Genomic DNA, 21,598 nt, shown 5'->3' on the forward strand with positions numbered 1-21,598 from the left:
GCCCGTGCGATGCGCACGGGCCCTGCCTCTTTCGGGGCCTCGGACGGTGGGTCGGGGGTCACACCGGACCTTGTCCACAGGGCTCCGCGCCCGCCAAGGACAGCGGATAGGCTGGGCGGATGACGCGAGCCGAGCAGCCAACGGTCGTGACCGCCGCCACCGACACCACCGACACCACCGACACCGCACCCACCTACGACGAAGCCCTCGCCGCGGACTCCCGCGAGCGCGCGGTGCGCGCCCTGCTGCGCACCCCCGGGCTGCGCCGTCTGTGGAGCGCGCAGTTCGTGAGCGGCATCGGCGATGCCCTCGCCCTGCTGGTCCTGGTGCTGCTGGTCTTCCAGGCGGCCGTGGACCAGGGGGCCTTCGGCGGTGATTACACCGGCTGGGCCCTCGCCGTCGCCGCCGTCTTCGGCGTCCGCGTGGTGTCCACCGTCCTCTTCGGCGCGGTCCTCCTGGGACCCCTGTCCAAGCTCACCGCCCCCGGCGGCACGCTGGACCGCCGCTGGACGATGATCGGCGCCGACGGGATCCGGCTCGGGCTCTTCGTCGTGGCCCCGCTGTGGCTCGACTGGATCGGCCCGCACGCGGTGATCGCCCTGCTCGCCACCGTCTTCGTCTCCGGCGCCGCCGAGCGGCTCTGGGGGCTGGCCAGGGACAGCGCCGCGCCGGGTCTGCTGCCGGCGCCGCCGCCGGAGGGGGCGACCGTACGGCCGCTGCCCGATCACCTCGACTCACTGCGCCGGCTGAACCTGCGTACCGCCTTCGCCGCCATGCCGATCGCCGCCGCCGCGCTGCTCGCCGCGACGCTGATCGGCAAGGCGCTCGGTCTCGGCATCGGCTGGTTCGCCGAGAACCAGGCGGCCCTCGGCTCGTACGTGGCCTCCGGCCTCTTCGCGGCCTCCGTCTCGCTGCTGCTCCCGCTGGTGCTGCCCGCCACGAAGACCCCGCGGCCCCGCTCCCCGCTGGAGGGCCTGCGGGCCCCCAAGGCGGGGGACCGGCCGGAGAAGGGGCGTACGGGGGCCATCCCGCTGTTCGTCCTCGTCTGCGGGGCGGTCGCCGGAGCCATCGCGGCCGCCGCCGCCGTGGCCGTCCTGCACGCCGCCGACCTGGGGGGCGGAGCGGCCGCGTTCTCGCTGTTCGTACTGGCCCTGCTCGGCGGCACCGCGCTGGGCATCCGCGCCACCCAGGCCGGCAAGGTCCTCCCCGCCCTGTCCCGGCGCCGCCTGCTGGCGCTGGCCGTGGGGGTGGCCGGGCTGGCGCTGCTGCTGACCGGGCTGGTTCCGGACACCTCGACGGTGGTGTTCCTCTCGCTGCTCGCCGGCACCGCCGCGGGCGTCGCCGCGAACACCGGGCACACGCTGCTCGACCAGGAGACCGAGGAGTTCCGCAGGGCCCGGGTCACCGAGCACCTGCAGGCCGTCGTCCGGGTCTGCGTGGCCGTCGGTGCCGTGGCCGCACCGCTGCTGGCCGCCCTGATCGGACCGCACCGGCTGGCCGTCGGCGAGGTCGTCTTCGCGCACGGCGGAGCGGACTTCACGCTGATGCTGGTCGGCGCCCTGCTGCTGCCGGTCGCCGTCATCGTCCTGGCCAAGGCCGACGACCGCGGCGGAGTACCGCTGCGCCGCGACCTGCGCGAGGCGCTGCGCGGCGGGGAGCCGGTCCAGGCCGCGTCCGACGCCGGGTTCTTCATCGCCCTGGAGGGCGGCGACGGCGCCGGCAAGTCCACCCAGGTCGAGGCGATGGCCGACTGGATACGGGCCAAGGGGCACGAGGTCGTCGTCACGCGCGAGCCCGGGGCCACCCCGGTCGGCAAGCGGCTGCGCTCGATCCTGCTCGACGTGTCCTCCGCGGGCCTGTCGAACCGCGCCGAGGCCCTGCTGTACGCGGCCGACCGCGCGGAGCACGTGGACACCGTCGTGCGCCCCGCCTTGGAGCGCGGCGCGGTGGTCATCACCGACCGCTACATCGACTCCTCGGTGGCCTACCAGGGCGCCGGCCGGGACCTGTCCCCGACCGAGATCGCCCGCATCTCGCGCTGGGCCACGAGTGGCCTCGTACCGAATCTGACCGTGCTGCTCGACGTGTCGCCGGAGACGGCCCGGGAGCGGTTCACGGAGGCGCCCGACCGGCTGGAATCGGAGCCGGCGGAGTTCCACCAGCGAGTGCGGGCCGGGTTCCTGACCCTGGCCGCGGCCGACCCCGGCCGCTACCTGGTGGTCGACGCGGGCCAGGACCCGGAGTCGGTCAGCACCGTCGTGCGCCACCGGCTGGACCGGATGCTCCCGCTGTCGGAGGCCGAGGTGGCCGCGCAGGCGGAAGCCCGCCGGCTCGCCCTGGTGGAGGCCGCGCGCAAGGCCGAGGAAGAGGCGGCCCGCAAGGCCGAGGAAGCCCGGCTGCTGGCGGAGGAAGAGGCCCGCAAGGTCCGCGAGGCCGAGGAGGCCCGGATCGCGGCAGAGGCCGAGGCCGCCCGCAAGGAACGCGAGGAGCGGCTGCGCGCCGAGGAGGAGGCCCGTGCGCGGGCCGAGGCCGAGCGGCTGCGGCTGGGGGCCGAGGAGAAGGCCCGCGCGGTGGAGGCCGAGCGGCTGCGCAAGCAGTCGGAGGAAGAGGCCCGGCTGCACGCCGAGGCCGAGGAGCGCCGGCTGGAGAAGCAGCGGCGGGCGGAGGAGGCCCTGCTGAAGGCCGAGGAGGCGCGGCGGCTGGCCGAGGCCTCGGCGGCGGAGGCGGCGGCGAAGTCCGCGGCGGCCGCGGCTGCCGCCGCCTCGGTGGCGGCCACTTCGGCGTCCGTGCCGGCGATTCCCCCTGCTCCGGCGGCTCCCCCTGCTCCGGCGGCTCGCCCGGGTTCCGGGCCCAAGGCCGACCTGCGCAAGGAGCCGCACCACGACGAGGCCGTCACGATCGAGACCCCGGTCGTCAAGCGGGTCGTGCAGCCGGACGACGTCACCCAGACGGTCCCGGTCCCGAAGGCCGATCCGGCGGCGGGCCCGGCGGGTCCGGCGGACGAGACGGCCGTGCTGCCGCCCGTCCGCGCGACGGGTCCGGCGGACGAGACGGCGGTCCTGCCGCCCGTACGCCCCACGGGCGCGGGTGAGGCGGCGGCCACGCGGCCGGCGGCGCCCCGGGCCTCGTACTCCGCGTCGCGGCCGACGGCCCGGCGCCCCGAGGAGAACCCGGCCGACCGGGTCCCGCCGGGCATATTCCGCGACTCGGGCAACGACGCGACCCGTGAACTGCCGCTCCCCGCCGAGGACGGCCGGCCGCGCAGGCCGCGCTCGGACTGGGCGGAGGAGACTCCGCTGGACGATCTGCCGACGCTGGCGGACGAGCTGCTGGGATGGCGCCGGGACGACGAGGACGACCAGGGCCGGGACCAGGGACAGGGCCGGGGACCGCGCCGCGGCTGACCGTGGCGGGTATGGGCTGTACGGCGCTACGGCGGGTACGGCGGGGCGGGTACGGCGGTTGACGGCCGGGGTCGTCGTGGGGGCCTGCTGACGGGGATTGTCAGTGGGAGCCGCCACACTGGGTGAGCAGACGGCACGGACGGTACGCGAGGGAAAGGCGGTGGGCGGGATGCCCGTATGGGACGACCTGGTCGGACAGGAGCGGGTCCAGACGCAGCTGGCCGCCGCCGCGGTCGACGCCGACGCCCTGGTCACCGCCATCGAGGCGCGCACCCCGCCGCCGGCCGCCTCCAAGATGACGCACGCCTGGCTGTTCACCGGACCGCCCGGCTCGGGCCGCTCCACCGCCGCCCGCGCCTTCGCCGCCGCGCTCCAGTGCACGAGTCCGGACCGCGCCCTCGGTGGCGAGCCGGGCTGCGGGTTCTGCGACGGCTGCCACACCACCGTGATCGGCACGCACGCGGACGTGGAGATCGTCCGTACCGATCAGCTGTCCATCGGCGTGAAGGACACCCGAGCCCTGGTGCGCCGGGCGCAGCTCTCCCCGGCCGTCGGGCGCTGGCAGGTCATCGTCCTGGAGGACGCCGACCGGCTGACGGAGGGCGCCGGGAACGTCCTGCTCAAGGCCGTGGAGGAGCCCGCTCCACGGACCGTGTGGCTGCTGTGCGCCCCCTCGCTGGAGGACGTGCTGCCCACCATCCGTTCCCGCTGCCGCCACCTTTCGCTGCGCACCCCGCCGGTGTCCGCCGTCGCCGAGGTGCTCGTACGGCGCGACGGCATCGAGCCGGCCGTCGCGCAGGCCGCCGCCCGCGCGACCCAGGGGCACATCGGCCGGGCCCGCCGGCTCGCCACCGACGACGCGGCCCGCTCACGGCGCTCCACCGTGCTGCGGCTGCCGATGCGCGTGGCCGACGTGGGCGATTGTCTGAAGGCTGCGCAGGAGCTGGTGGACGCCGCCGGGGAGGACGCCAAGCAGGTCGCGGAAGAGGTCGACACCAAGGAGACCGAGGAGCTGAGGGCCGCGCTCGGCGCCGGGGCGGGCACGGGCGGGCGGATGCCGCGCGGTACGGCGGGCGTGATGAAGGAGCTGGAGGACCGGCAGAAGCGCCGGCGGACGCGTACGCAGCGCGACAGCCTCGACCTGGCCCTGACCGACCTCACCGGCTTCTACCGGGACGTCCTGGCGATCCAGTTCGGCTCCTCGCTGGCCATCGCGAACGAGGAGATACGGCAGGACCTGGACCGGATCGCCCGGGAGTCGGGCCCGGAGCGCACACTGCGGCGCATCGAGGCGATCATCGCGTGCCGGCGGGCGCTGGACCGCAACGTCGCCCCGCTGCTGGCCGTCGAGGCCATGACGATGTCGCTGCGCGCCGGCTGACGCGCGCGACGCCGCCCCGGCCCGCGGCCGTGCCCGTGCCGGCGGCCGTGCCCGTGCCGGCGCCCGTGCCCGCGCCTGCGACTTCGGTTGACGGCCTCACCCGTTCGAGGGGTCCGCGGGGCGGGTCGCAGACGCCGCTGGTCCGTGCGGGGCGGCGCCCCGAGCCCGGGCGGCCGCCCGCCGCCCGGCGCGGGTGCCACCGCCCCGGGTGTGCCCGCAGGCCGTAGGCTCCGGGAATGGACACCAGTCGCCTGCTGCGCACCACCGGGACCGTGATCGCCGCTGCGGGGCTACTGCTCTCCGGGTGCACCACGGGCGGTTCGGGAACACCCCGCGCCGCCGCATCGTCCGGCGGGGCCTCCCCGGCGGCGTCGGCCGAGCCGACCGCCGTCCCGGCGGCCCTGCGCCCGTACTACGACCAGAAGCTGAGCTGGCGCGAGTGCGGTGTGCCCGGCTTCGACTGCACCACCATGAAGGTCCCGCTGGACTACGAGAACCCCGGGGCCGGGGACATCGACATCGCGGTGTCCCGCCGCAAGGCCACCGACCCCGCCAAGCGGCTCGGCTCCCTGGTGGTGAACCCGGGAGGTCCGGGCGGCTCCGGAATCGGCTACCTCCAGGCGTACGCGGGCATCGGATACCCGGCCCCGGTCCGTGCCGCGTACGACATGGTCTCCTTCGACCCGCGCGGCGTGGACCGCAGCAGCCCCGTGGAATGCCTGGACGGCCCGGCCATGGACGCGTACACGCAGGTGGACCAGACGCCGGACACGCCGGCGGAGCGGGCCCTGCTGGTGGCCGCCTTCAAGGAGTTCGCGGCCGCCTGCCAGACACACTCGCAGCGGGTCCTGCCGCACGTGTCCACGGTCGACGCCGCCCGCGACATGGACGTGCTGCGTGCGGTGCTGGGCGACGAGAAGCTGAACTACGTCGGAGCCTCGTACGGCACCTTCCTCGGGGCGATGTACGCCGACCTCTTCCCGGGCCGGGCCGGACGGCTGGTCCTGGACGGGGCGATGGACCCCTCCCGGCCCGCGGTGGAACTGAACCGGGACCAGACGGAGGGCTTCGAGACCGCCTTCCGGGCCTTCGCGGCGGACTGCGCGAAGCAGACCGACTGCCCGCTCGGCCAGGGCAGCCCTGAGCAGATCGCGGAACGCCTGAAGGAGTTCTTCCGCAAGGTCGACGCCCAGCCGATCACCACGACGGACCGGTCGCGCGCCACGCTCGGCGAGTCGCTGGCGACGACCGGGGTGATCGCCGCCCTCTACGACGAGAACGCCTGGCCGCAGCTGCGCGAGGCGCTCGCGTCCGCGATCAAGGACGGCGACGGCGACGGGCTGCTCGCCCTCGCCGACAGCTACTACGAGCGCGGGGCGGACGGCAAGTACGCCAACCTCATGTCGGCCAACGCCGCCGTCAACTGCCTCGACCAGCCCCCGGCCTTCGCCGACCCCGCGGCGGTCGAGAAGGCGCTGCCCTCCTTCGAGAAGGCCTCCCCGGTCTTCGGCGCGGGCCTGGCCTGGGCCTCGCTGAACTGCACGTACTGGCCGGCGAAGGCCACCGGCACGGCCCAGGCGCTGCACGCGAAGGGCGCTCCGCCGATCATGGTGGTCGGCACCACCCGCGACCCGGCGACCCCGTACAAGTGGGCCGAGGCCCTGGCGAGCCAGCTCGACTCGGGGGTCCTGCTGACCTACGACGGCGACGGCCACACGGCGTACGGCCGGGGCAGCACTTGCATCGACTCGACGATCAACGACTACCTCCTGGAGGGCACCGCTCCGCAGGACTCGAAGAGGTGCTGACTCCCGCCGACGGGGCCGCCGAAGACCCCTGTTCGGGGCACCCCGTTTAACCCTGTAGACTTGGCGCCGCTGCTGATGAGAGCCTCCCACCAGGGAAATTCTTTTCTTCCCAGCGGTGCCGCCTTAGCTCAGCTGGCCAGAGCAACGCACTCGTAATGCGTAGGTCTCGGGTTCGAATCCCGAAGGCGGCTCGGATTAGCCCCAGGACTCACTCGCCGTGACCTGGGGCTTTTTCATGCCCCGGCGTGGCTGCTCGACGGAGCTGCGCGCGGGCGGCTCGGGCCGGCTGTTCCGGCGTCCAGGGTGCCGGTCGAGCTGAGACAGTACGCTGAACCAGGCGGGATCGGACCCGTTCGTATGGCCCGGGAGGTGGGTCATGACTGCCGAGACGGCAGCCCCTGCATGGATGCACGAGCAGATCACGGCAGAGCAGTACGACTCCTGGTCCGAGGACCAGTGTGCGGGGATCGAGATCGTGGACGCGATGGTCGTCGTGAGCCCCAGTGCGTCCAAGCGGCACCATCGCCTCGCTCGGATGCTGGCGAACTCCTTGGAGGCGGCCGCCGGGCCGGACTGGAACGCTGATACGGACTTTGACGTCCGACTTCAGGACGTCCCGCTCACCAACCGTCGTCCGGATGTCGTGGTGTACCGGGCGGACACGATCGACCTCACGCCCACCCGTCCCGAGCACGTGCTGTTGGTCGTGGAGGTTGTGTCTCCAGGGTCGGAGACCACCGATCGGATCGTGAAGGCGGACCAGTACGCCACGGCCGGCATCGCCTTCTACTGGCGGGTCGAGCAGGCCGCGACGGGTGTCTCTTTGGTGTACACCTACGTTCTCGATCCCGCGACCAGGGCCTACCGAGACGGAGACGTGTTCACCGGCGTCGTCAAGGTTTCGGCTCCCTTTCCGGTGGAGTTCGACCTCGGCCAGGTCTGACCTCCTGCCGGGTGGCTGAGGCTCGGCGTGGCCTCGGGTTCCTGTGTGCGATCAGCTCTGCGGGTGAGTGGGGCGCCCTTGCGACAGGCGGGACTGCCAGGCCCAGCGGGCCAGGGCGCCCACGGCGAGCGAGGTGACGATCGCGCCCCGGTCGATGACGTGGGGGAGGCCCGGGAAGAAGGCGAAGAACGCGAAGGATGCTGCCGTGGCGACCGGGAAGGCGGCCAGGAAAGCGGCCAGACCGGCGCGGCGACGCTCGGTTTCCCACGCGGAGTCGCCGGGGGAGGGCTGTGTCCTTCAGGCGGAGTTGGTGTCTGCCGGAAGGGAACGTGCGCTGCTGCCTTGAAGTTGTGCCCCACGAGAGGCGTTCGTGCCGGCCGCGCCCTCGGCTGTTCTGCCGCGATGGGCGGTCGTGATCGGGGGGTGTGGGGCTCGGGTCAGGGGTGGTGTTTCGGGAGGAAGGCCGCGGGGACGGTGGCCAGGGCCAGGAGGACCGCCGCGATCGCGTACGTGGTGCGGAAGCCCGACGGGGTGGTGCCGGCGCCGCTCAGGGTGACTGAGAGCAGGGCCGTGCCGATCGAGGCGCCGATCTGGGAGTTGATGCTGAGGATGGTGCTCGCCGCGGTCAGGCGGGACCTGGGGAGGTCCCGGCTCGCGGTGGTCATCGTCGGCATCAGGACCATGCCGGCGCCGATGCCCATGACGACCGAAGCGGCGACGAACCGCCAGGGTGCGGCCTCCGGGGACCCGGCCTGGAGGGCGGTCAGGGCCATGCCCAGCGCGCCCGTCGCGATCCCGATGCGGATCAGCCGGCGCGGGGACACCTTGTCGACGCGGCGCGAGGCGATCTGCATGACCAGCCCCACGGTGAGGCCGGTCGGGGCGCCCAGCAGTCCGGCCGCCGTCGCGCTCATGCCGCGGCCCTGCTGCCAGTACATCGGTCCGAGCAGCATGGAACCGAAGTAGCCGCAGGTGAAGAGGGTGAGCGTGAGGATTCCGGTGCCGAAGGTGCGGTCGCGCAACAGGCGGAGGTCGAGGAGCGGTTCACGGGCCGTCAGGGCCCTTCGGGCGAAGGCGGCCACGAGCGCGGCCCCGGCCAGGGTGGGGAGCAGGGCGTCGGGGGCGGTGAAGGTGCCGCCTTCGCCGCCCCGGGCCAGGCCGTAGAGGAGCAGGGCGAGGCCCGGGGAGAGCATCAGCAGGCCGGGCACGTCCAGCCGGGGCGCGGCGGACGGGTCGCCGGGGGTGTCGGAGCGCAGCAGCTTCGCGGCGAGGAACAGGGCGAGCGCCCCCACGGGGAGGTTGACCAGGAAGATCCACTGCCAGGACGCCGAGTCGACCAGCCAGCCGCCCAGCACCGGGCCGGCCACCGGACCGACGATGATGGGCAGCCCGAGCAGGGCCATCACCCGCCCGAGCCGGGCGGGGTCCGCCGTACGCATCACCATGGCCATGCCGACGGGCATGAGCAGCCCGCCGCCGAGGCCCTGTACCGCGCGGAAGGCGATCAGGCTCCCGGCGCTCCAGGCGCACGCGGCGAGCAGGGAGCCGAGGGAGAACAGGGTGAGGGCGCCCAGGTAGGTGCGTTTGGCGCCGAAGCGGCCCATCGCCCAGGCCGAGGCCGGGATGACGGCGGCGAGCGCGAGCGTGTAGGCACTGGCGGCCCACTGGATCGTTGCCAGGGGGGCGTGGAAGGCCTCGGAGAGGCGGTGCAGGGCGACGTTGACGATCGTCATGTCGAGGACCGACATGACCGAGCCGACGATGACGACGCCCGCGGTGCGATGGAGTTGGCGCGATGGAGTCGGCGGAGTCGATGAAGTCGGCGGAGTCGGCGGAGTCGGCGGGTCCGCGGGGCCGGCCGGGTGCGGGAGGCCGGCTGGGGCGGCGCCGCCGGGGGCCGGCGTGGTGTCCGTGGGGGTGGCCTGCGGGGTCGTGCCTCCGGGGGTACGGGGCGTACGCATCTTCGCGCGCCCCTCAGCCCTGGTACGGGCGGCTCGTGCGGGCGGCGCGCAGCGCGCGTCCCCACCAGGCCAGCTGTCCGAGCATGCCCTTGACCGCGCCCTCGGCCACGGCGGTGTCACGCGGAACGCCGTCCGGGCCGAGCCCGGACCACGGGCCGTGCAGGCTGACGGAGTCGCGCACGGTCACGGCGTGCAGCTCGGCGAAGACCAGCCGGAGCTGCTCGACGGCGCGCAGGCCGCCGCCGATGCCGCCGTAGGAGACGAAGCCGGCGGGCTTGGCGTGCCATTCCTCGCGGTGCCAGTCGATGAGGTTCTTCAGTACCGCCGGGAAGCTGTGGTTGTACTCCGGGGTGACGATGACGAAGGCCTCGGCGGCGGCCAGCCGCGGGCTGACCTTCGCGAGGGCGGCGGCCGCCTGCTCGTTCGGGGAGCCGCCCCAGCCGGGCATGGCCAGCGGCAGGTCGATGTCGGCGAGGTCGATCAGGTCGAGGTCCAGGCCGCCGATGGCGCCGGCTGCGCCGAGGAACCAGTCGGCGACGGCGGCGCCCTGACGGCCCTCGCGGACGCTGCCGAGGATGACGGCGACGCGCAGCGGCGCGTCCTCGCCGGGAGTGGAAGCGGGAGTGGAAGCGTGAGCGGAAGTGTGGGTGGAAGTGTGGGTGGAAGCGTGGGTGGCGGTCATGGCAGGTTCCCCCTCGTCGGTGGTGCGGCCGCTCCGTGTGGGCCGCTCCTCCGGTAAGGTACAACGAGCGTTGTAAAAAATGCAACGGGCGTTGTACTTTTTATGTGGAGGCGAAGTGAGCGGCGCAACCAGTGCCAAGAAGCTGGAGAGGCAGGTCGCCATCGCGAGCGCGTCCTGCGGGGTCTTCGGGCGCGAGGGCTACACCCGGGCGACGGTCGACGAGCTCGCCGCCGCGGCGGGCGTCTCGACCCGCACCCTCTACAACCACTTCCCGGGCGGCAAGGCGATGCTCTTCGCCACCGTCGTCACCTGGACCTCGGGGCAGGTGCGCGATGCCCAGATCGCCCAGATCGAAGCCGTCCTGAACCCCGAACGCCCGCCCCGCCCCGAGGACCTGGAGAGGGACCTCGTCGCCTTCGCGCACCGGGTCAACGGGCTCATGACCGACTACGCCGACCACTTCGCGCTCGTCCGCCACATCCACGCCGAAGCCGACCACGTGCCGCCGGAGGTGCGTGAGGCCTGGGTGAACGCCGGCCCTGGCCCCGTGTCCCGGGCTCTCGCGGACGCGATGGCGGGCCTCGACGCCGCCGGGCTGATCGACGTACACGGTGACGCGATGCTGGCGGGCGCCCACTTCATGGCGCTGACCTCGCACTCCATCTGGCAGCTCTCCCATTACGGGGTCATGCCCCTCCCCAAGGAGCAGACCGACCGCCTGATCTCGGGCGGCGTGGGCGCCTTCCTGCGGGCCTATCGGGCCAATTGAGTCCGAAACCGGGGCGCCGCGCCCGAGGGTGGGCTATGCAGGGGCGGGGCCGGGCGCACTCCTTACCGTGGAGGCGGCCGGTGGCGACGCGTGAGGGGGGCTCTGTGGAGGAGTTGGCGGCGCTTGCCGCGGCGGCGGCCGCGCAGTTCGTGGGGCTGGCGGTCTCCGACGGCTGGGAGTCGGCCAAGGGGCGGCTGGCGGGCTTCTTCGGCCGACGGGGCCAGGGGGAGGACGCGGCGGCAGCAGGGGACGCGGATTCGGCGGCAGCCGGGGAGGCCGGGGCAGCCGGGGAGGTCGCCGGCGGGGACGCGGGGCCGGCGGAGCTGGCCGTCGTCACCGAACTCGCCGAGGGCGGCCGGGACGCGTGGCGCGACGGACTGCTGCGCGTACTCCTGGAACGGCCCGGGGCCGAGGCGGAACTGCGCGCTCTGCTCGGGGAACTCGGCGGACCGGCGGGGCTGGTGGTCAACTCCGGTGCGCAGTACGGCCTCTACCAGGGCGCCGTCATCCACGGCGGCGTGAACTACCACGTGACCGCGCCGGAAGCCGCCGAGGTGCCCGACGAGATCCCCGCGCTGCGCACCCGCTTCCACAACCGCACCGGCGAACTGGCCGCGATCGACGGGCTGATCCCCGAAGGTGCCGACCACGTCGGCGTGCTCCTGCTCGGAGGCACGCCCGGCGTCGGCAAGACCGCGACGGCGACCCGCTGGGCGCACCGTTCGCGGCCCCGGTTCCCCGACGGGCAGCTCTACGTGGACTTCGCCGCCCTGCGCGGTCCGTCCGGCGGCGCGGACGTCTCGGCCGCCGTCGGAATGTGCCTGCGGTCCCTGGGGGTCGGCGAGGACTACCTCCCGCACTCCCTGGCCGAGCGCACCCGGCTGTACCAAAAGCGTTCCCAGGGCCGCCGGATGCTGCTCATGCTCGACGACGTCAGCGACCCCGCGCAGGTCAGGGCCCTGATGCCGCAGGGCGCGGGCAGCGCCCTGGTGGTCACGAGCAGCAGCGCCCGGCTCACCGAACTGTTCGCCGACGGGGCCGTACCGCTGGACCTCGAGCCGCTGGACACCGCGAGCGCGCTGCTGATCCTCGCCGACCGCTGCGGGGAGCGGGCGATCGGCGCCGAGCCCGAAGCGGCCGAGCGGCTCGTCGCGCTGTGCGGCGGGCTGCCCGTCGCCCTGCACATCGTGGCGGCCCGGCTGCTGACCACCCGTCGGCTGACCCTGGCGGGCCTCGCCGGCGAACTGGCCGACGAGTCCCGCCGGCTGACCGCGATGTCCCTCCGAGGGGAGCGCACGGTGTCCGTATCCGCCGTCTTCGATTCCGCCTACCGTCAACTGCAGCCCGCGGAAGCCCGGCTGTACCGCCTGCTCGGCAGGCTCCCCGGCCGGACCTTCGACGCCGCCACGGCGGCCGCCGCCGCGGAGCTCGGCGTGCGGGAGACCGAGGCACTGCTCGACGTACTCCAGGACGCGCGCCTCCTGGAGTACGGGGAGGCCGGGGAGGCCGGGCGGGCCGGGGAGGGCCGCTACCACCTGCACGACCTCGTACGGCTGCACGCGCGCGAGCGCGCCGAGGCCGAGGAGGGGCCCGCCGCCCACCGGGACCTCGTGGAGCGGGTCGCCCGCCACTACGTCGTGCGCGTCGGGCACGCCGACCGGGCCGTACGCGCCGAGCGACTGCGGATCGCGGACTTCGACCCCGGTCCGGAGCCGAGCCCGTTCCCCGGCGGGGCGGACGGCCGGGCGCGGGCCCTGGAGTGGCTGGAGGCGGAGCGGGCCGGCATCGTCGCCCTGCTCCGCGAGGCCTCCGCGCTCGGACTGCGCACGCCCGTGTGGCAGCTCGCGGAGGGGTTCACGGCGCTGTTCTTGTACCGCCGGCACCTGGGGGACTGGCGGGAATCCCTCGAACTGGGCGCCGCCGCGGCCGAGGAAGACCTCGTACCGGCCGCCGAGGCGCGGCTGCGCAGCATGCTGTCGCGGCCGCTGATGGACCTGGGCGAGGCCGGGCAGGCCCGCGCCGAGCTGGACAAGGCCGTGGCCTGCGCCGAGGTGGCCGGCCGGACCGTGCTGCGGGCCTCGGTCATGGAGTTCCTCGGCCGCTACCTGGACCGGGTCGAGCCGGCCCGCGCCATCGAGGCGTACGAGCGCTCGCTGGCGCTGAACACCGAGGCCGGCGAGGCCCGGGGCGCGGCCATCGCCCTGCTCTTCCTCGGCTGCGCCCAGGACGCCGCCGGGGATCCGGCCCGGGCGCTGGAGACCCTGACCCGGGCGCGGGAGGCGTTCCTCGCCGGAGCCGAACCCGACCGGCGGATGGCGGCCCGGGCGGCCATCGCCCTGGGCCGGGCCCACGACCGGCTGGGGGAGAGCGCGCGGGCGGTGGCCGTACTGCGCCAGGCGGTACGGGTGCTGGCGGGGCAGGGGGCCGCGCACTACGAGGCGGAGGCGCTGCTGGTCCTCGCGGACCTCGCGGAGCGGCCGGGCGGCGACCGGGCGGGCCTCGCGGCGGACCTGTCCCGGGCCCTGGAGATCCACGAGGCGGGCGGCAGCCCGCTGGCGGAGTCCCTGCGCGAGCGGCTGCGCGCCCTGGAGCCGTAGGGGTGCCCTGCCGGTCAGGCCGGGCTCGCGGCGTCTGGCGCCTCGCGATGCACGGCGCCAGACGCCGCTCCCTAATCCGGCCCGACCGGCAAGACAGCCCCTAGGCGCAGCCGTACGAGGCCCTGCCCCGGGCCCGTCCCCAGCCGCAGGGACACCTCCCCGTCGGCGAGGGGCCGGCCCGAGCGCAGGCAGGCGTACACGGCGGCCGCGGCGAGCCCCGGGTCACCGGAGCCTTCGACGGCCAGGGTCCGGCCGTCGCGCAGCCCGACGAGGGCGACACCGGCCCCGGCGGCCCCGGCGACACCGGCCCCGGCCCCGGCCCCGGAGGACCCGGCGGCCCCGGAGGACCAGGCGGTGCCGACGGCCGTGACCGCCGCCAGCACGGCGCCGGGCCAGGCCGCCAGGGTGTCCGCGACCCACCCCGCCGGGTCCCCGGCAGCGCGGCCGAGCACGACGGACGCACTCTCCGCCAGGCGCCGGTCCGGCTCGGTGTCCTCGCAGGCGAGATGGGTGAAGCCGGTCCCGGAGCCGTCCCCGGGGGCCGGTTCCCCGGCCGCCGCCGCAAAGCGGCGCACCACGACCGGCCCGGCGCCGGGCCCGGTGACTCCGGAGCCGCCCCCGGTGGTCACCCACCACGCGGTGCAGGGCGTGGCCCGGGGTGGCTCGGGCAGCGCGAGGGCGGGCGCGTACGGCGGGGCGGAATCCGGCTCGGCCAGCCGGAGCAGCCGGTACAGGGCGCCGCGCAGCCGGGCGTGGGCCCGCCCCGGCTCGGCGAAGGCCTGCCGGGCGACGGGGGCGTAGCGCCCGGGCTCGTACCCGTCGACGGCGGCTGCGACCCGCGCCGCCAGCTCCGTACCCCGCGCGCCGGGCTCCAGCCGGGGTGCGAGCCGGGCGAGCGAGGCGGCGGCGGTGCCGGGCACGGACTCCTCGCCGAAGGCGCCGAGCAGGACGGGCGTGCCGAGGGCGGCTCCGTACAGGGTCACGGAGCCGTGGTCGCCGATCACCAGGTCGGCGGCGACGAGCGCGGACCGCCAGTCGTGGACGGGCGGCACCAGGATCAGACCGGCTGCGAGCGCCGACGCCAGCTGGGAGGTGCGCAGCTGCCAGGCACCGTGCCGGGACCAGACGTTCGGGTGGAGGACCAGCGCGACCCGGTACTCGTCGTACGGCAGCGCGGCGAGCAGCCGGGCGGGCAGCTTCGGGTCCTGGCCGATGAGGGAGGACCCGGCCCAGGTGGAGCTGACCACGACGAGCCGCCGGTCGTCCGGCACCCCGAGGGCCCGCCGGTGCGCGGGGCGCCGGGCCAGGCCGGCGAGGAGTTCGTCGTAGCAGGGGTCGCCGACGAGGAGGGTGTGCCCGGCCGTCTTGGGATGCGCGGCGAGGAGCTGTTCCTCCTGGCCGGGGTGGGAGACGGCGAGCCAGGCCCGGCCGGCTTCGAGGAGCGCGTCCGGGACGAGCCCGGAGAGACGGACGCGGTCGGCGCGGGAATCGGGGACCAGCTTCTGGAAGCCGACCCCGTGGGGGAGGACGAGGACGGGGCAGTCGCCCGCCGGTACCTCGATGTTCTCGCTCGCGGAGAGGATCAGGTCGGGGGCGGCTTCGGGGATCCGGTCCCAGGGGATCACGCGGCAGCCGGCGTCGTGGAGCAGGTCGAGGACCCCTTCGCCGAAAGCGGAGGTGGGGTCGTGGGCGAACACCACGGAGATCCGGCCGTCGTCGCGGACGAGGGCGGGCAGGCATTCCAGGACGCGGACGGTCGAGGTGACCGTACGGGCGGCGACGACCAGGGTGCGGTCGGCGTGGAACGTGGCCCAGCGATCGGCCGGGGCGGCCGGGCTAGGCGGGGTGGTGTTCATGGCCACCCCGGAAAACTACGTGCCCACCGCCCGAATCACCGTCGCGGATCGCGGATCGCGGATCGCGGATCGCGGATCGCGGATCGCGGATCGCGGATCGCGGATCGCGGATCGCGGATCGTTCCAGCATGCGCGTATCGCATCCCATGCCGGCAAACAATCCTTTCCCGTCGGTGAAAGCCCAGTTGGGCCGGGGCCTCACACCGTACTGGGGTACCCGTCCTCCGGGTCGCCCGGCCCCCGCCCCGGGGCTACGTTGGAGGGGTGAGCACGACACGGTTGCGCAGGGCGGCTGTGGGAGCAGCCGCAGTGGGGCTCCTCATGGTGCCCGTGGGGGCCGGTGTCGGGTACGCCGTGGACGTGCCGACACCCCCGGCGGCGAGCGGTTCGGCCGTCTCCGACGAGTTTCCGCAGCTCACCCCCGCCGTGGCGCGGCAGTTGGACGACGCCATCCGGAAGGTGATGGACGAGGCGAAGGTGCCCGGGGTGCAGGTGGCCCTGTCGGCGCCGGGCAAGGGGGCGTACGTACGGGCCTTCGGCGTGGCCGACAAGGCCACCGGTGCGCCCATGACCGACCGCCTCAACATGCGGATCGGCAGCGAGACCAAGACCTTCACCGTGACCGCGATGCTGAAGCTGGTCGACGAGGGCAAGATCGGGCTGGACGACCCCATAGGCAAGTACGTCGAGGGCGTGCCGAACGGCGACCGCATCACGCTGCGCGAGCTGGCGGGCATGCGCAGCGGGCTGTTCAACTACTCGGCCGACGAGGACTTCTTCAAGGCGCTGACCAGCGATCCCCAGCGGCCCTTCACCCCGCAGGAACTGCTCGCGTACTCCTTCAAGCACCCGGTGCTCTTCGAGCCGAACGCGAAGTTCGACTACTGCAACACCAACCTGATCCTGCTCGGGCTCGTCGTGGAGAAGATCAGCGGGCAGACGCTCGCCGACTACATCGCCGAGGAGGTACTGCGGCCCGCCGGGCTGAAGAACACCCTCTTCCCGACCGGCGCCGAGTTCCCGGCCCCGCACGCCCAGGGCTACACGGACCAGACGGCCTCTGGGAAGACCGAGGACTCCGCCGACTGGAACCCCTCCTGGGGCTGGGCCGCCGGAGCGATGATCTCCGACCTCACGGACCTGCGGCAGTGGGCCAAGGTGGTGGCCACCGGCAGGACGGCCACGGGTGAGCTGCTCACGCCCGCCACGCAGGCCGAGCGCCTCGACGTCGTCCCGGCCCTGCCGGGCACCGGCTACGGGCTGGGGATCTTCAACGTCCAGGGGTGGATCGGGCACAACGGCTCGCTGCCCGGCTACCAGTCGCTGACCGTCTACGACCCGCGGTCCCAGGCCACGCTGGTGGTGCTGCTCAACACCGACATCTCCGCGGAGGGGGAGGAGCCGAGCACGCTCTTCGGCGAGGCGATCACCAAGATCGTGACCCCGGAGCACGTCTTCACGCTCCCGGCCCAGCCCGTCACCGGGGACGAGGACCACTGACCTCACCCGCGCCGACCCGGGCTCGCGCGCGGCGCCGGACAGGCCTCGGCGAGGGCGAACAGTCCGGTCACGATCACGGCACGGACGGACGATGACGAGCATGCCGAGCGAGGTCATGTGCGGCCCCCGGTCGCGGGCCGGTTCCCTGCCGGTCCGGCCGTAGCGTAGGGCGACGGCGCTGGATCGGGACCCCCTGCGGACAATGGAATCGGCGCGCGGGAGCGGACGAGGGAGAGCTATATGAACGGTCGGAACGCGGCGGACGAAGCCCAGGTGGCGGCGGACCCGGCGAAGGTGGTCCTGTGGCAGGCGGGCGAGGCGGATCTGGACACCGCCGCCGAGCTCTTCCGCGGCTACCTGGAGTTCTACGAGGTGGAGGTCGAGGACCCCGAGCGCCCGCGCGCCTTCCTGGCGGAGCGGCTGGCGGGCGGGGACTCCTTGATTCTGCTCGCCGAGGTCCCCGGTGCGGGCACGGTCGGCTTCGCGCAGGTCTACCCGATGATCTCCTCGCTGGCCATGAAGCCCGCGTGGCTGCTGGGCGACCTGTACGTGGCCCCCGCCGGCCGCCGTACGGGCGCGGGCCGTGCGCTGCTGCGCGAGGTGCTGCGCCGGGCGCGGTCAGCCGGGGTCTCGGGCGTGCAGCTGGAGACGGCGTACGACAACCTCGTCGCGCAAGGGCTGTACGAGGCGGAGGGGTTCGTCCGTGAGGAGTTCCACATGTACTTCCACGACCTCTCCCAAACGGGTTCCCAAACGGGTTCCGAAACGGGTTCCGAAACGGGTTCCGGGGCGGGTTCCGGGGTGGGCTCCGCGGTCGTTTCCGAATCGGTTTGAGATCGGCTGAAACATTCCCCGTCCCCGTCGCGTCATTGGTGTGAGACGGACGCGAGGGGGAGCGGATGGGGTACGGACGCAGAGATGGGTTCCGTGAGTTCGCGATGGGCAGATCGGCGTACTTGTACCGGTCGGCCTGTCTGCTGACGAGCGGTGACACCCACCTCGCCGAGGATCTCGTACAGGAGACCCTCGGGCGGATGTACCTGCTCTGGGCGCGCGTCGCACGGATCGACAATCCGGCGGCGTACGCGCAAACCGTTCTGGTGCGTGCCTTCCTGACGCACCAGCGCCGCCGGTCGGCGGGGGAACGTCCGGTCGGGGAGTTCCCCGACACGGGCGCACCGGCCGGCGGTGATCCGGCGCTGCGGCTGACGCTGCTGGAGGCCCTGGGGCGGCTGGCGCCGAAGGACCGGGCGGTCCTCGTCCTGCGGTACTGGGAGGACCGCAGCGTCGAGGAGACCGCCGACGCGATGAACGTCAGCTCGGCGGCCGTACGGACCCGCAGCTCACGCGCGCTGACCCGGCTGCGGGAGCAACTGGGCGGCTCGCTGGCGGAGTTCGCGGGGCGCTGAGCCGCGCGCCGCGCCTCCTGTACGCACCCCTCACCCCTCACCCCTCCATCTCTTCCTCTCATACCGCAATCCCTTTGGACGGAAGGTTTGATTCCGCATGCCCTTTGAAGATGAGCTCGGTGAAGCCCTCCGGCGTACGGGCGAAGGCTTCACGTCCGAGGGACGTGACCTCGTGGACGCCGGGGAGCGGCGCGGGCAGCGGATGGTGGCCCGTCGCCGGGCCGCCATGACCGCCGGCTCGGTGCTAGCCCTGGCCCTGATCGGCACAGCCGGGGCCTACACGAGCGGGCTGCTCGGGACGGGTGGCGGTGGCGGTGGTGATGGTGGCGGGGTGAACGTGGCCTCCTCGCAGGCGCCGCCCGCGCCCCCGACGCCGGCGCCGGGCGTGGACCGCGTCGGCAGCGGGGCCGTCTCCGCCGATGAGCTGACCGGGGTGTTCAAGCAGCTGCTGCCGCAGGGCGAGCTCAGCAACATCGAGGCCAGGGGCACGGGCGACGAGCGGGGCCCGATGGTGACCGGGGTCTTCGACGACGGCGACGGCAAGGGCCGCATCGGCTTCGGCCTCAGCCGGGTTGACCCGAAGGGCGAGATGGCCGAAGACATGGTGAAGTGCCCCTCCAAGGTCACCCTGAAGTACGACAGTTGCAGCTCCGAGAAGCTCGCGGACGGTTCCCGGCTGATGCTCTTCAAGGGGTACGAGTACCCCGACCGCCGGGTGGACACGAAGTGCTGGCGCGCCACGGTCGTGACCCCCCAGGGGTTCCTCGTGGACGCCCAGGAATGGAACGCGGCCGAAGAGAAGGGTGCGCCCGAATCCCGTCCGACGCCGCCGCTGACGCTCGCGCAGCTCAAGGCGCTCGTGACCTCCCCGCTGTGGCACCCGGCCCTCAAGGACCTGCCGGCCGCCGGCCAGGCGCCGCAGCGGGAGCCCGCCCGAACGGGGATGAAGGCCGTGGACATCCTGGAGGCCATGCTGAGCAAGGACGGGATCCCGATCGTGCACAGGGACGAGGACGGCTCCGACCTGGGCTACCTGGTGCTCGACGAGGGCAAGGGCAAGTCGCTGGTCAGCCTCCAGATCCAGCCGGACAGCGCAAAGCACCCGGGGATGTGGACCGAGCTCTTCACGTCCGCCGAGACGCTGCCGGACGGAACGAAGTTCCTGACCCGGAAGCAGCCGGGGGAGAAGGGCGGGGCCGGCGTGGTCTGGTGGAGCGCCGAGGCGCTGCTGCCGAACGGGACCCGGGTGATCGTGTCCGCGTTCAACTCCGAGAGCCAGTCCTCGGCGGCGACCCGCAAGGAGCCGGCGCTGACGCTGGCCCGGATGAAGGAGCTCGCGACGAGCTCGAGGTGGGCCTCGGAGTACGGACAGTAGGAGGGACCGCCGGCCGTCCGCTTGCCCGCACCCCCGCTTGCCCGCACCCCCGTTTCCCCGCACGCCCGCTTCCCCGCACCCCCGCTTCCCGCGTCACTTCGCGTCCGCGTAGCACTCCACGACGGCCGCGGTGAACGGGAAGCGGACCGGGGTCTCGCCGAAGGTGAGGCGGCCGGCCAGCTCACCCGCCTCGCGGATCGCCGCGGCCACGGCCGGCGCCTCCTCATCGGGGCAGTGGACGATGACCTCGTCGTGCTGGAAGAAGACCAGCTCGGCCCGCATCCCCGCCTCCGCGAGGGACCGGCGCAGGGCCGCGAGCAGGAGCAGCGCCCAGTCCGCGGCGCTGCCCTGCACGACGAAGTTGCGGGTGAAGCGGCCGCGCGCCCGGGCGTCGGTCGAGGCGTAGCTCGGCACCCAGCCGTCGGGGGCCTCCTCGGCATCCTCCGGATCGGCCGCCGGCGGGCAGGTCCGGCCCAGCCAGGTCCGTACGAGCCGCCCCTCCTCGCCGGCCTTCGCGGCGTCGTCCACGTAGGCCACGGCCCGGGGGAATCGGCGGCGCAGCGCGGCCAGGTTCTTCAGGCCGTCCCCGGAGGTCTGCCCGTACACCGCGCCGAGCACGGCGATCTTGGCCATGTCGCGGTCGCCGGAGAAGCCCTGGCGGGAGATCGAGGTGTACAGGTCCTCGGGGCGGCCGGCCACCTCCATGAAGGCGGGGTCGCGGGAGATCGCGGCGAGCACCCGGGGCTCCATCTGGTCGGCGTCGGCCACCACCAGCCGCCAGCCGGGGTCGGCGACGACCGCCCGGCGGATCACCTTCGGGATCTGCAGGGCCCCGCCGCCGTTGGTGACCCAGCGGCCGGTGTAGGTGCCGCCGGGGATGAACTCGGGGCGGAAGCGGCCGTCGTGGACCCAGTCCGCGAGCCAGGACCAGCCGTGCGCGGTGTAGATCCGGTACAGCTTCTTGAACGCGAGGAGGGGCTCCACGGCGGGGTGCTTCAGGTCCTGGATCTCCCAGCGGCGGGTGGACTTGAGCTTGATGCCGGCCTCCGCGAAGGCCTTGATGACGTCGGCGGCCAGTTCGGGCCGTACGCGTCGCCCGAAGGCCGCCGAGACCTCGTCGGCCAGCTCCGCGAGCCGGCGCGGCTGTCCGCGCCCCGCGTACCGCTCGCCGAGCAGCTCGGTCAGCAGGGCCCGGTGGACGTCGGCCCGCCAGGGCAGGCCCGCACGGTTCATCTCGGCGGCCACGAGGAAGGCCGCCGACTCGGAGGCCACGAGCAGCCGCATCCGGTCGGGGTGGGCGGTGGAACCCAGCCGCTTCGCCTGGTCGGCGTGGACGGCGACGAGGGCTTCGAGGGGGACGGGGGCGGGCCGGGGGTCGAAGAGCGAGTGCTGGCTGCCGGGCTCCGCCGCGCGCTGCGGGGGATCGGGCGGTACGGGCGCGTTCGTCAGCCGGGCCCAGGCGGCGGCCGCCGAGCGGGGCTCGCCGAGGCGGCCCTCGTGGGCCAGCAGGAGCAGCTCGGCGTCCTCGATGTCGTGGCAGCGCTCGACGCGGGCGCCGGCGGCGAGCAGCCGGGGGTACACGGCCGGGGTGGACCGCCAGACCCAGCGGGTGCCGGCCGGGGCCGCGCGGATCGCCTCGGCGGGGTCGGTGACCGTGACACGGGCTCCGCCGCCCGCGGGCCCGTCGGGTCCGTCGAGCCCGTCGGGCCCGGGCAGGGGCGCGGCGTGCCACCGGCCGTCGCCGTCCTCGGCGAGGGCCCACCGGGGGGTGTGCTCGCTCATGAGTGCGAGTCTCCCACCGGGGTCCGACAGTGCCGGTGCGCGCCGCGCTGGCACAGGTGTGCGCCGCTGCGCGGGCGGAGTTCCCCTACCCGCCCTTCCACCGTTCCCCGGGCGCTGCCCGGACCCCGGTC

Annotated in this window: 14 protein-coding genes and 1 tRNA gene; 11 read left to right on the forward strand and 4 right to left on the reverse strand. The window is 74.2% G+C overall.

What is annotated here, in order from left to right; genetic code table 11:
• The first annotated feature begins 119 nt into the window (after positions 1 to 119).
• The 5 genes from tmk to ACIQV3_RS20330 all read left to right on the forward strand — a co-directional run bounded on the left by tmk (position 120) and on the right by ACIQV3_RS20330 (position 7,536).
• Positions 120 to 3,404 (forward strand): dTMP kinase, encoded by a 3,285-nt coding sequence (gene tmk / locus ACIQV3_RS20310; protein ID WP_403713790.1) that lies wholly within the window; start codon positions 120 to 122, stop codon positions 3,402 to 3,404.
• A gap of 169 nt (positions 3,405 to 3,573) precedes the next feature.
• Positions 3,574 to 4,785, forward strand: coding sequence for a DNA polymerase III subunit delta' (locus ACIQV3_RS20315; protein WP_403713791.1), 1,212 nt, complete (start codon positions 3,574 to 3,576; stop codon positions 4,783 to 4,785).
• 236 nt (positions 4,786 to 5,021) lie between these two features.
• Positions 5,022 to 6,593, forward strand: coding sequence for an alpha/beta hydrolase (locus tag ACIQV3_RS20320; protein ID WP_403713792.1), 1,572 nt, complete (start codon positions 5,022 to 5,024; stop codon positions 6,591 to 6,593).
• Positions 6,594 to 6,710: 117 nt separating this feature from the next.
• Positions 6,711 to 6,784 (forward strand) — tRNA-Thr (locus tag ACIQV3_RS20325).
• A 185-nt stretch (positions 6,785 to 6,969) separates the two neighbouring features.
• A complete protein-coding gene (locus ACIQV3_RS20330; protein WP_403713793.1) occupies positions 6,970 to 7,536 on the forward strand; it encodes a Uma2 family endonuclease in 567 nt (188 codons plus the stop codon).
• Positions 7,537 to 7,973: 437 nt separating this feature from the next.
• Here the strand turns inward: ACIQV3_RS20330 and ACIQV3_RS20335 are convergent, their stop codons facing one another.
• Positions 7,974 to 9,497: a DHA2 family efflux MFS transporter permease subunit gene (locus tag ACIQV3_RS20335; protein ID WP_403713794.1), complete on the reverse strand. Its 1,524-nt coding sequence runs from the start codon at positions 9,495 to 9,497 to the stop codon at positions 7,974 to 7,976.
• A 13-nt stretch (positions 9,498 to 9,510) separates the two neighbouring features.
• Positions 9,511 to 10,179 carry an NADPH-dependent FMN reductase gene (locus ACIQV3_RS20340; protein WP_403713795.1) on the reverse strand — a complete coding sequence of 223 codons (669 nt, stop codon included), beginning with the start codon at positions 10,177 to 10,179 and terminating at the stop codon, positions 9,511 to 9,513.
• A gap of 115 nt (positions 10,180 to 10,294) precedes the next feature.
• Between ACIQV3_RS20340 and ACIQV3_RS20345 the strand changes: the two genes are divergently transcribed.
• Together ACIQV3_RS20345 and ACIQV3_RS20350 are read left to right on the forward strand one after the other, a co-directional pair.
• The gene (locus ACIQV3_RS20345) at positions 10,295 to 10,948 is read left to right on the forward strand and encodes a TetR/AcrR family transcriptional regulator (protein ID WP_403713796.1); all 654 of its coding nucleotides are present in this window, start codon (positions 10,295 to 10,297) and stop codon (positions 10,946 to 10,948) included.
• An 80-nt stretch (positions 10,949 to 11,028) separates the two neighbouring features.
• Positions 11,029 to 13,545 carry an NB-ARC domain-containing protein gene (locus ACIQV3_RS20350; RefSeq protein WP_403713797.1) on the forward strand — a complete coding sequence of 839 codons (2,517 nt, stop codon included), beginning with the start codon at positions 11,029 to 11,031 and terminating at the stop codon, positions 13,543 to 13,545.
• 71 nt (positions 13,546 to 13,616) lie between these two features.
• On the opposite strand, the gene ACIQV3_RS20355 is transcribed toward ACIQV3_RS20350, so the two are convergent.
• Positions 13,617 to 15,401, reverse strand: coding sequence for a hypothetical protein (locus ACIQV3_RS20355; protein WP_403713869.1), 1,785 nt, complete (start codon positions 15,399 to 15,401; stop codon positions 13,617 to 13,619).
• Between the two features lie 321 nt (positions 15,402 to 15,722).
• Between ACIQV3_RS20355 and ACIQV3_RS20360 the strand changes: the two genes are divergently transcribed.
• From ACIQV3_RS20360 to ACIQV3_RS20375, 4 genes are all read left to right on the forward strand, one after another.
• Positions 15,723 to 16,901 carry a serine hydrolase domain-containing protein gene (locus tag ACIQV3_RS20360; protein WP_403713870.1) on the forward strand — a complete coding sequence of 393 codons (1,179 nt, stop codon included), beginning with the start codon at positions 15,723 to 15,725 and terminating at the stop codon, positions 16,899 to 16,901.
• Between the two features lie 240 nt (positions 16,902 to 17,141).
• The gene (locus tag ACIQV3_RS20365; protein ID WP_403713798.1) at positions 17,142 to 17,735 is read left to right on the forward strand and encodes a GNAT family N-acetyltransferase; all 594 of its coding nucleotides are present in this window, start codon (positions 17,142 to 17,144) and stop codon (positions 17,733 to 17,735) included.
• Between the two features lie 65 nt (positions 17,736 to 17,800).
• Positions 17,801 to 18,310 carry a SigE family RNA polymerase sigma factor gene (locus ACIQV3_RS20370; RefSeq protein WP_403713799.1) on the forward strand — a complete coding sequence of 170 codons (510 nt, stop codon included), beginning with the start codon at positions 17,801 to 17,803 and terminating at the stop codon, positions 18,308 to 18,310.
• Between the two features lie 97 nt (positions 18,311 to 18,407).
• Positions 18,408 to 19,685, forward strand: coding sequence for a hypothetical protein (locus ACIQV3_RS20375; protein ID WP_403713800.1), 1,278 nt, complete (start codon positions 18,408 to 18,410; stop codon positions 19,683 to 19,685).
• Between the two features lie 93 nt (positions 19,686 to 19,778).
• Here the strand turns inward: ACIQV3_RS20375 and ACIQV3_RS20380 are convergent, their stop codons facing one another.
• On the reverse strand, positions 19,779 to 21,467 hold the full coding sequence (locus ACIQV3_RS20380) for a bifunctional 3'-5' exonuclease/DNA polymerase (RefSeq protein WP_403713801.1): 1,689 nt from the start codon (positions 21,465 to 21,467) through the stop codon (positions 19,779 to 19,781).
• Between the last annotated feature and the right edge of the window lie 131 nt (positions 21,468 to 21,598).

This window comes from Streptomyces sp. NPDC099050, assembly GCF_044759865.1.
Classification (GTDB): domain Bacteria; phylum Actinomycetota; class Actinomycetes; order Streptomycetales; family Streptomycetaceae; genus Streptomyces.

Bases quoted from the DNA above. Each gene is read 5' to 3' on its own strand.
- tmk (WP_403713790.1), top strand. From the start codon at position 120: ATGACGCGAGCCGAGCAGCCAACGGTCGTGACCGCCGCCACCGACACC.
- ACIQV3_RS20315 (WP_403713791.1), top strand. From the start codon at position 3,574: ATGCCCGTATGGGACGACCTGGTCGGACAGGAGCGGGTCCAGACGCAG.
- ACIQV3_RS20320 (WP_403713792.1), top strand. From the start codon at position 5,022: ATGGACACCAGTCGCCTGCTGCGCACCACCGGGACCGTGATCGCCGCT.
- ACIQV3_RS20330 (WP_403713793.1), top strand. From the start codon at position 6,970: ATGACTGCCGAGACGGCAGCCCCTGCATGGATGCACGAGCAGATCACG.
- ACIQV3_RS20335 (WP_403713794.1), bottom strand. From the start codon at position 9,497: ATGCGTACGCCCCGTACCCCCGGAGGCACGACCCCGCAGGCCACCCCC.
- ACIQV3_RS20340 (WP_403713795.1), bottom strand. From the start codon at position 10,179: ATGACCGCCACCCACGCTTCCACCCACACTTCCACCCACACTTCCGCT.
- ACIQV3_RS20355 (WP_403713869.1), bottom strand. From the start codon at position 15,401: ATGAACACCACCCCGCCTAGCCCGGCCGCCCCGGCCGATCGCTGGGCC.
- ACIQV3_RS20360 (WP_403713870.1), top strand. From the start codon at position 15,723: ATGGTGCCCGTGGGGGCCGGTGTCGGGTACGCCGTGGACGTGCCGACA.
- ACIQV3_RS20365 (WP_403713798.1), top strand. From the start codon at position 17,142: ATGAACGGTCGGAACGCGGCGGACGAAGCCCAGGTGGCGGCGGACCCG.
- ACIQV3_RS20370 (WP_403713799.1), top strand. From the start codon at position 17,801: ATGGGGTACGGACGCAGAGATGGGTTCCGTGAGTTCGCGATGGGCAGA.
- ACIQV3_RS20375 (WP_403713800.1), top strand. From the start codon at position 18,408: ATGCCCTTTGAAGATGAGCTCGGTGAAGCCCTCCGGCGTACGGGCGAA.
- ACIQV3_RS20380 (WP_403713801.1), bottom strand. From the start codon at position 21,467: ATGAGCGAGCACACCCCCCGGTGGGCCCTCGCCGAGGACGGCGACGGC.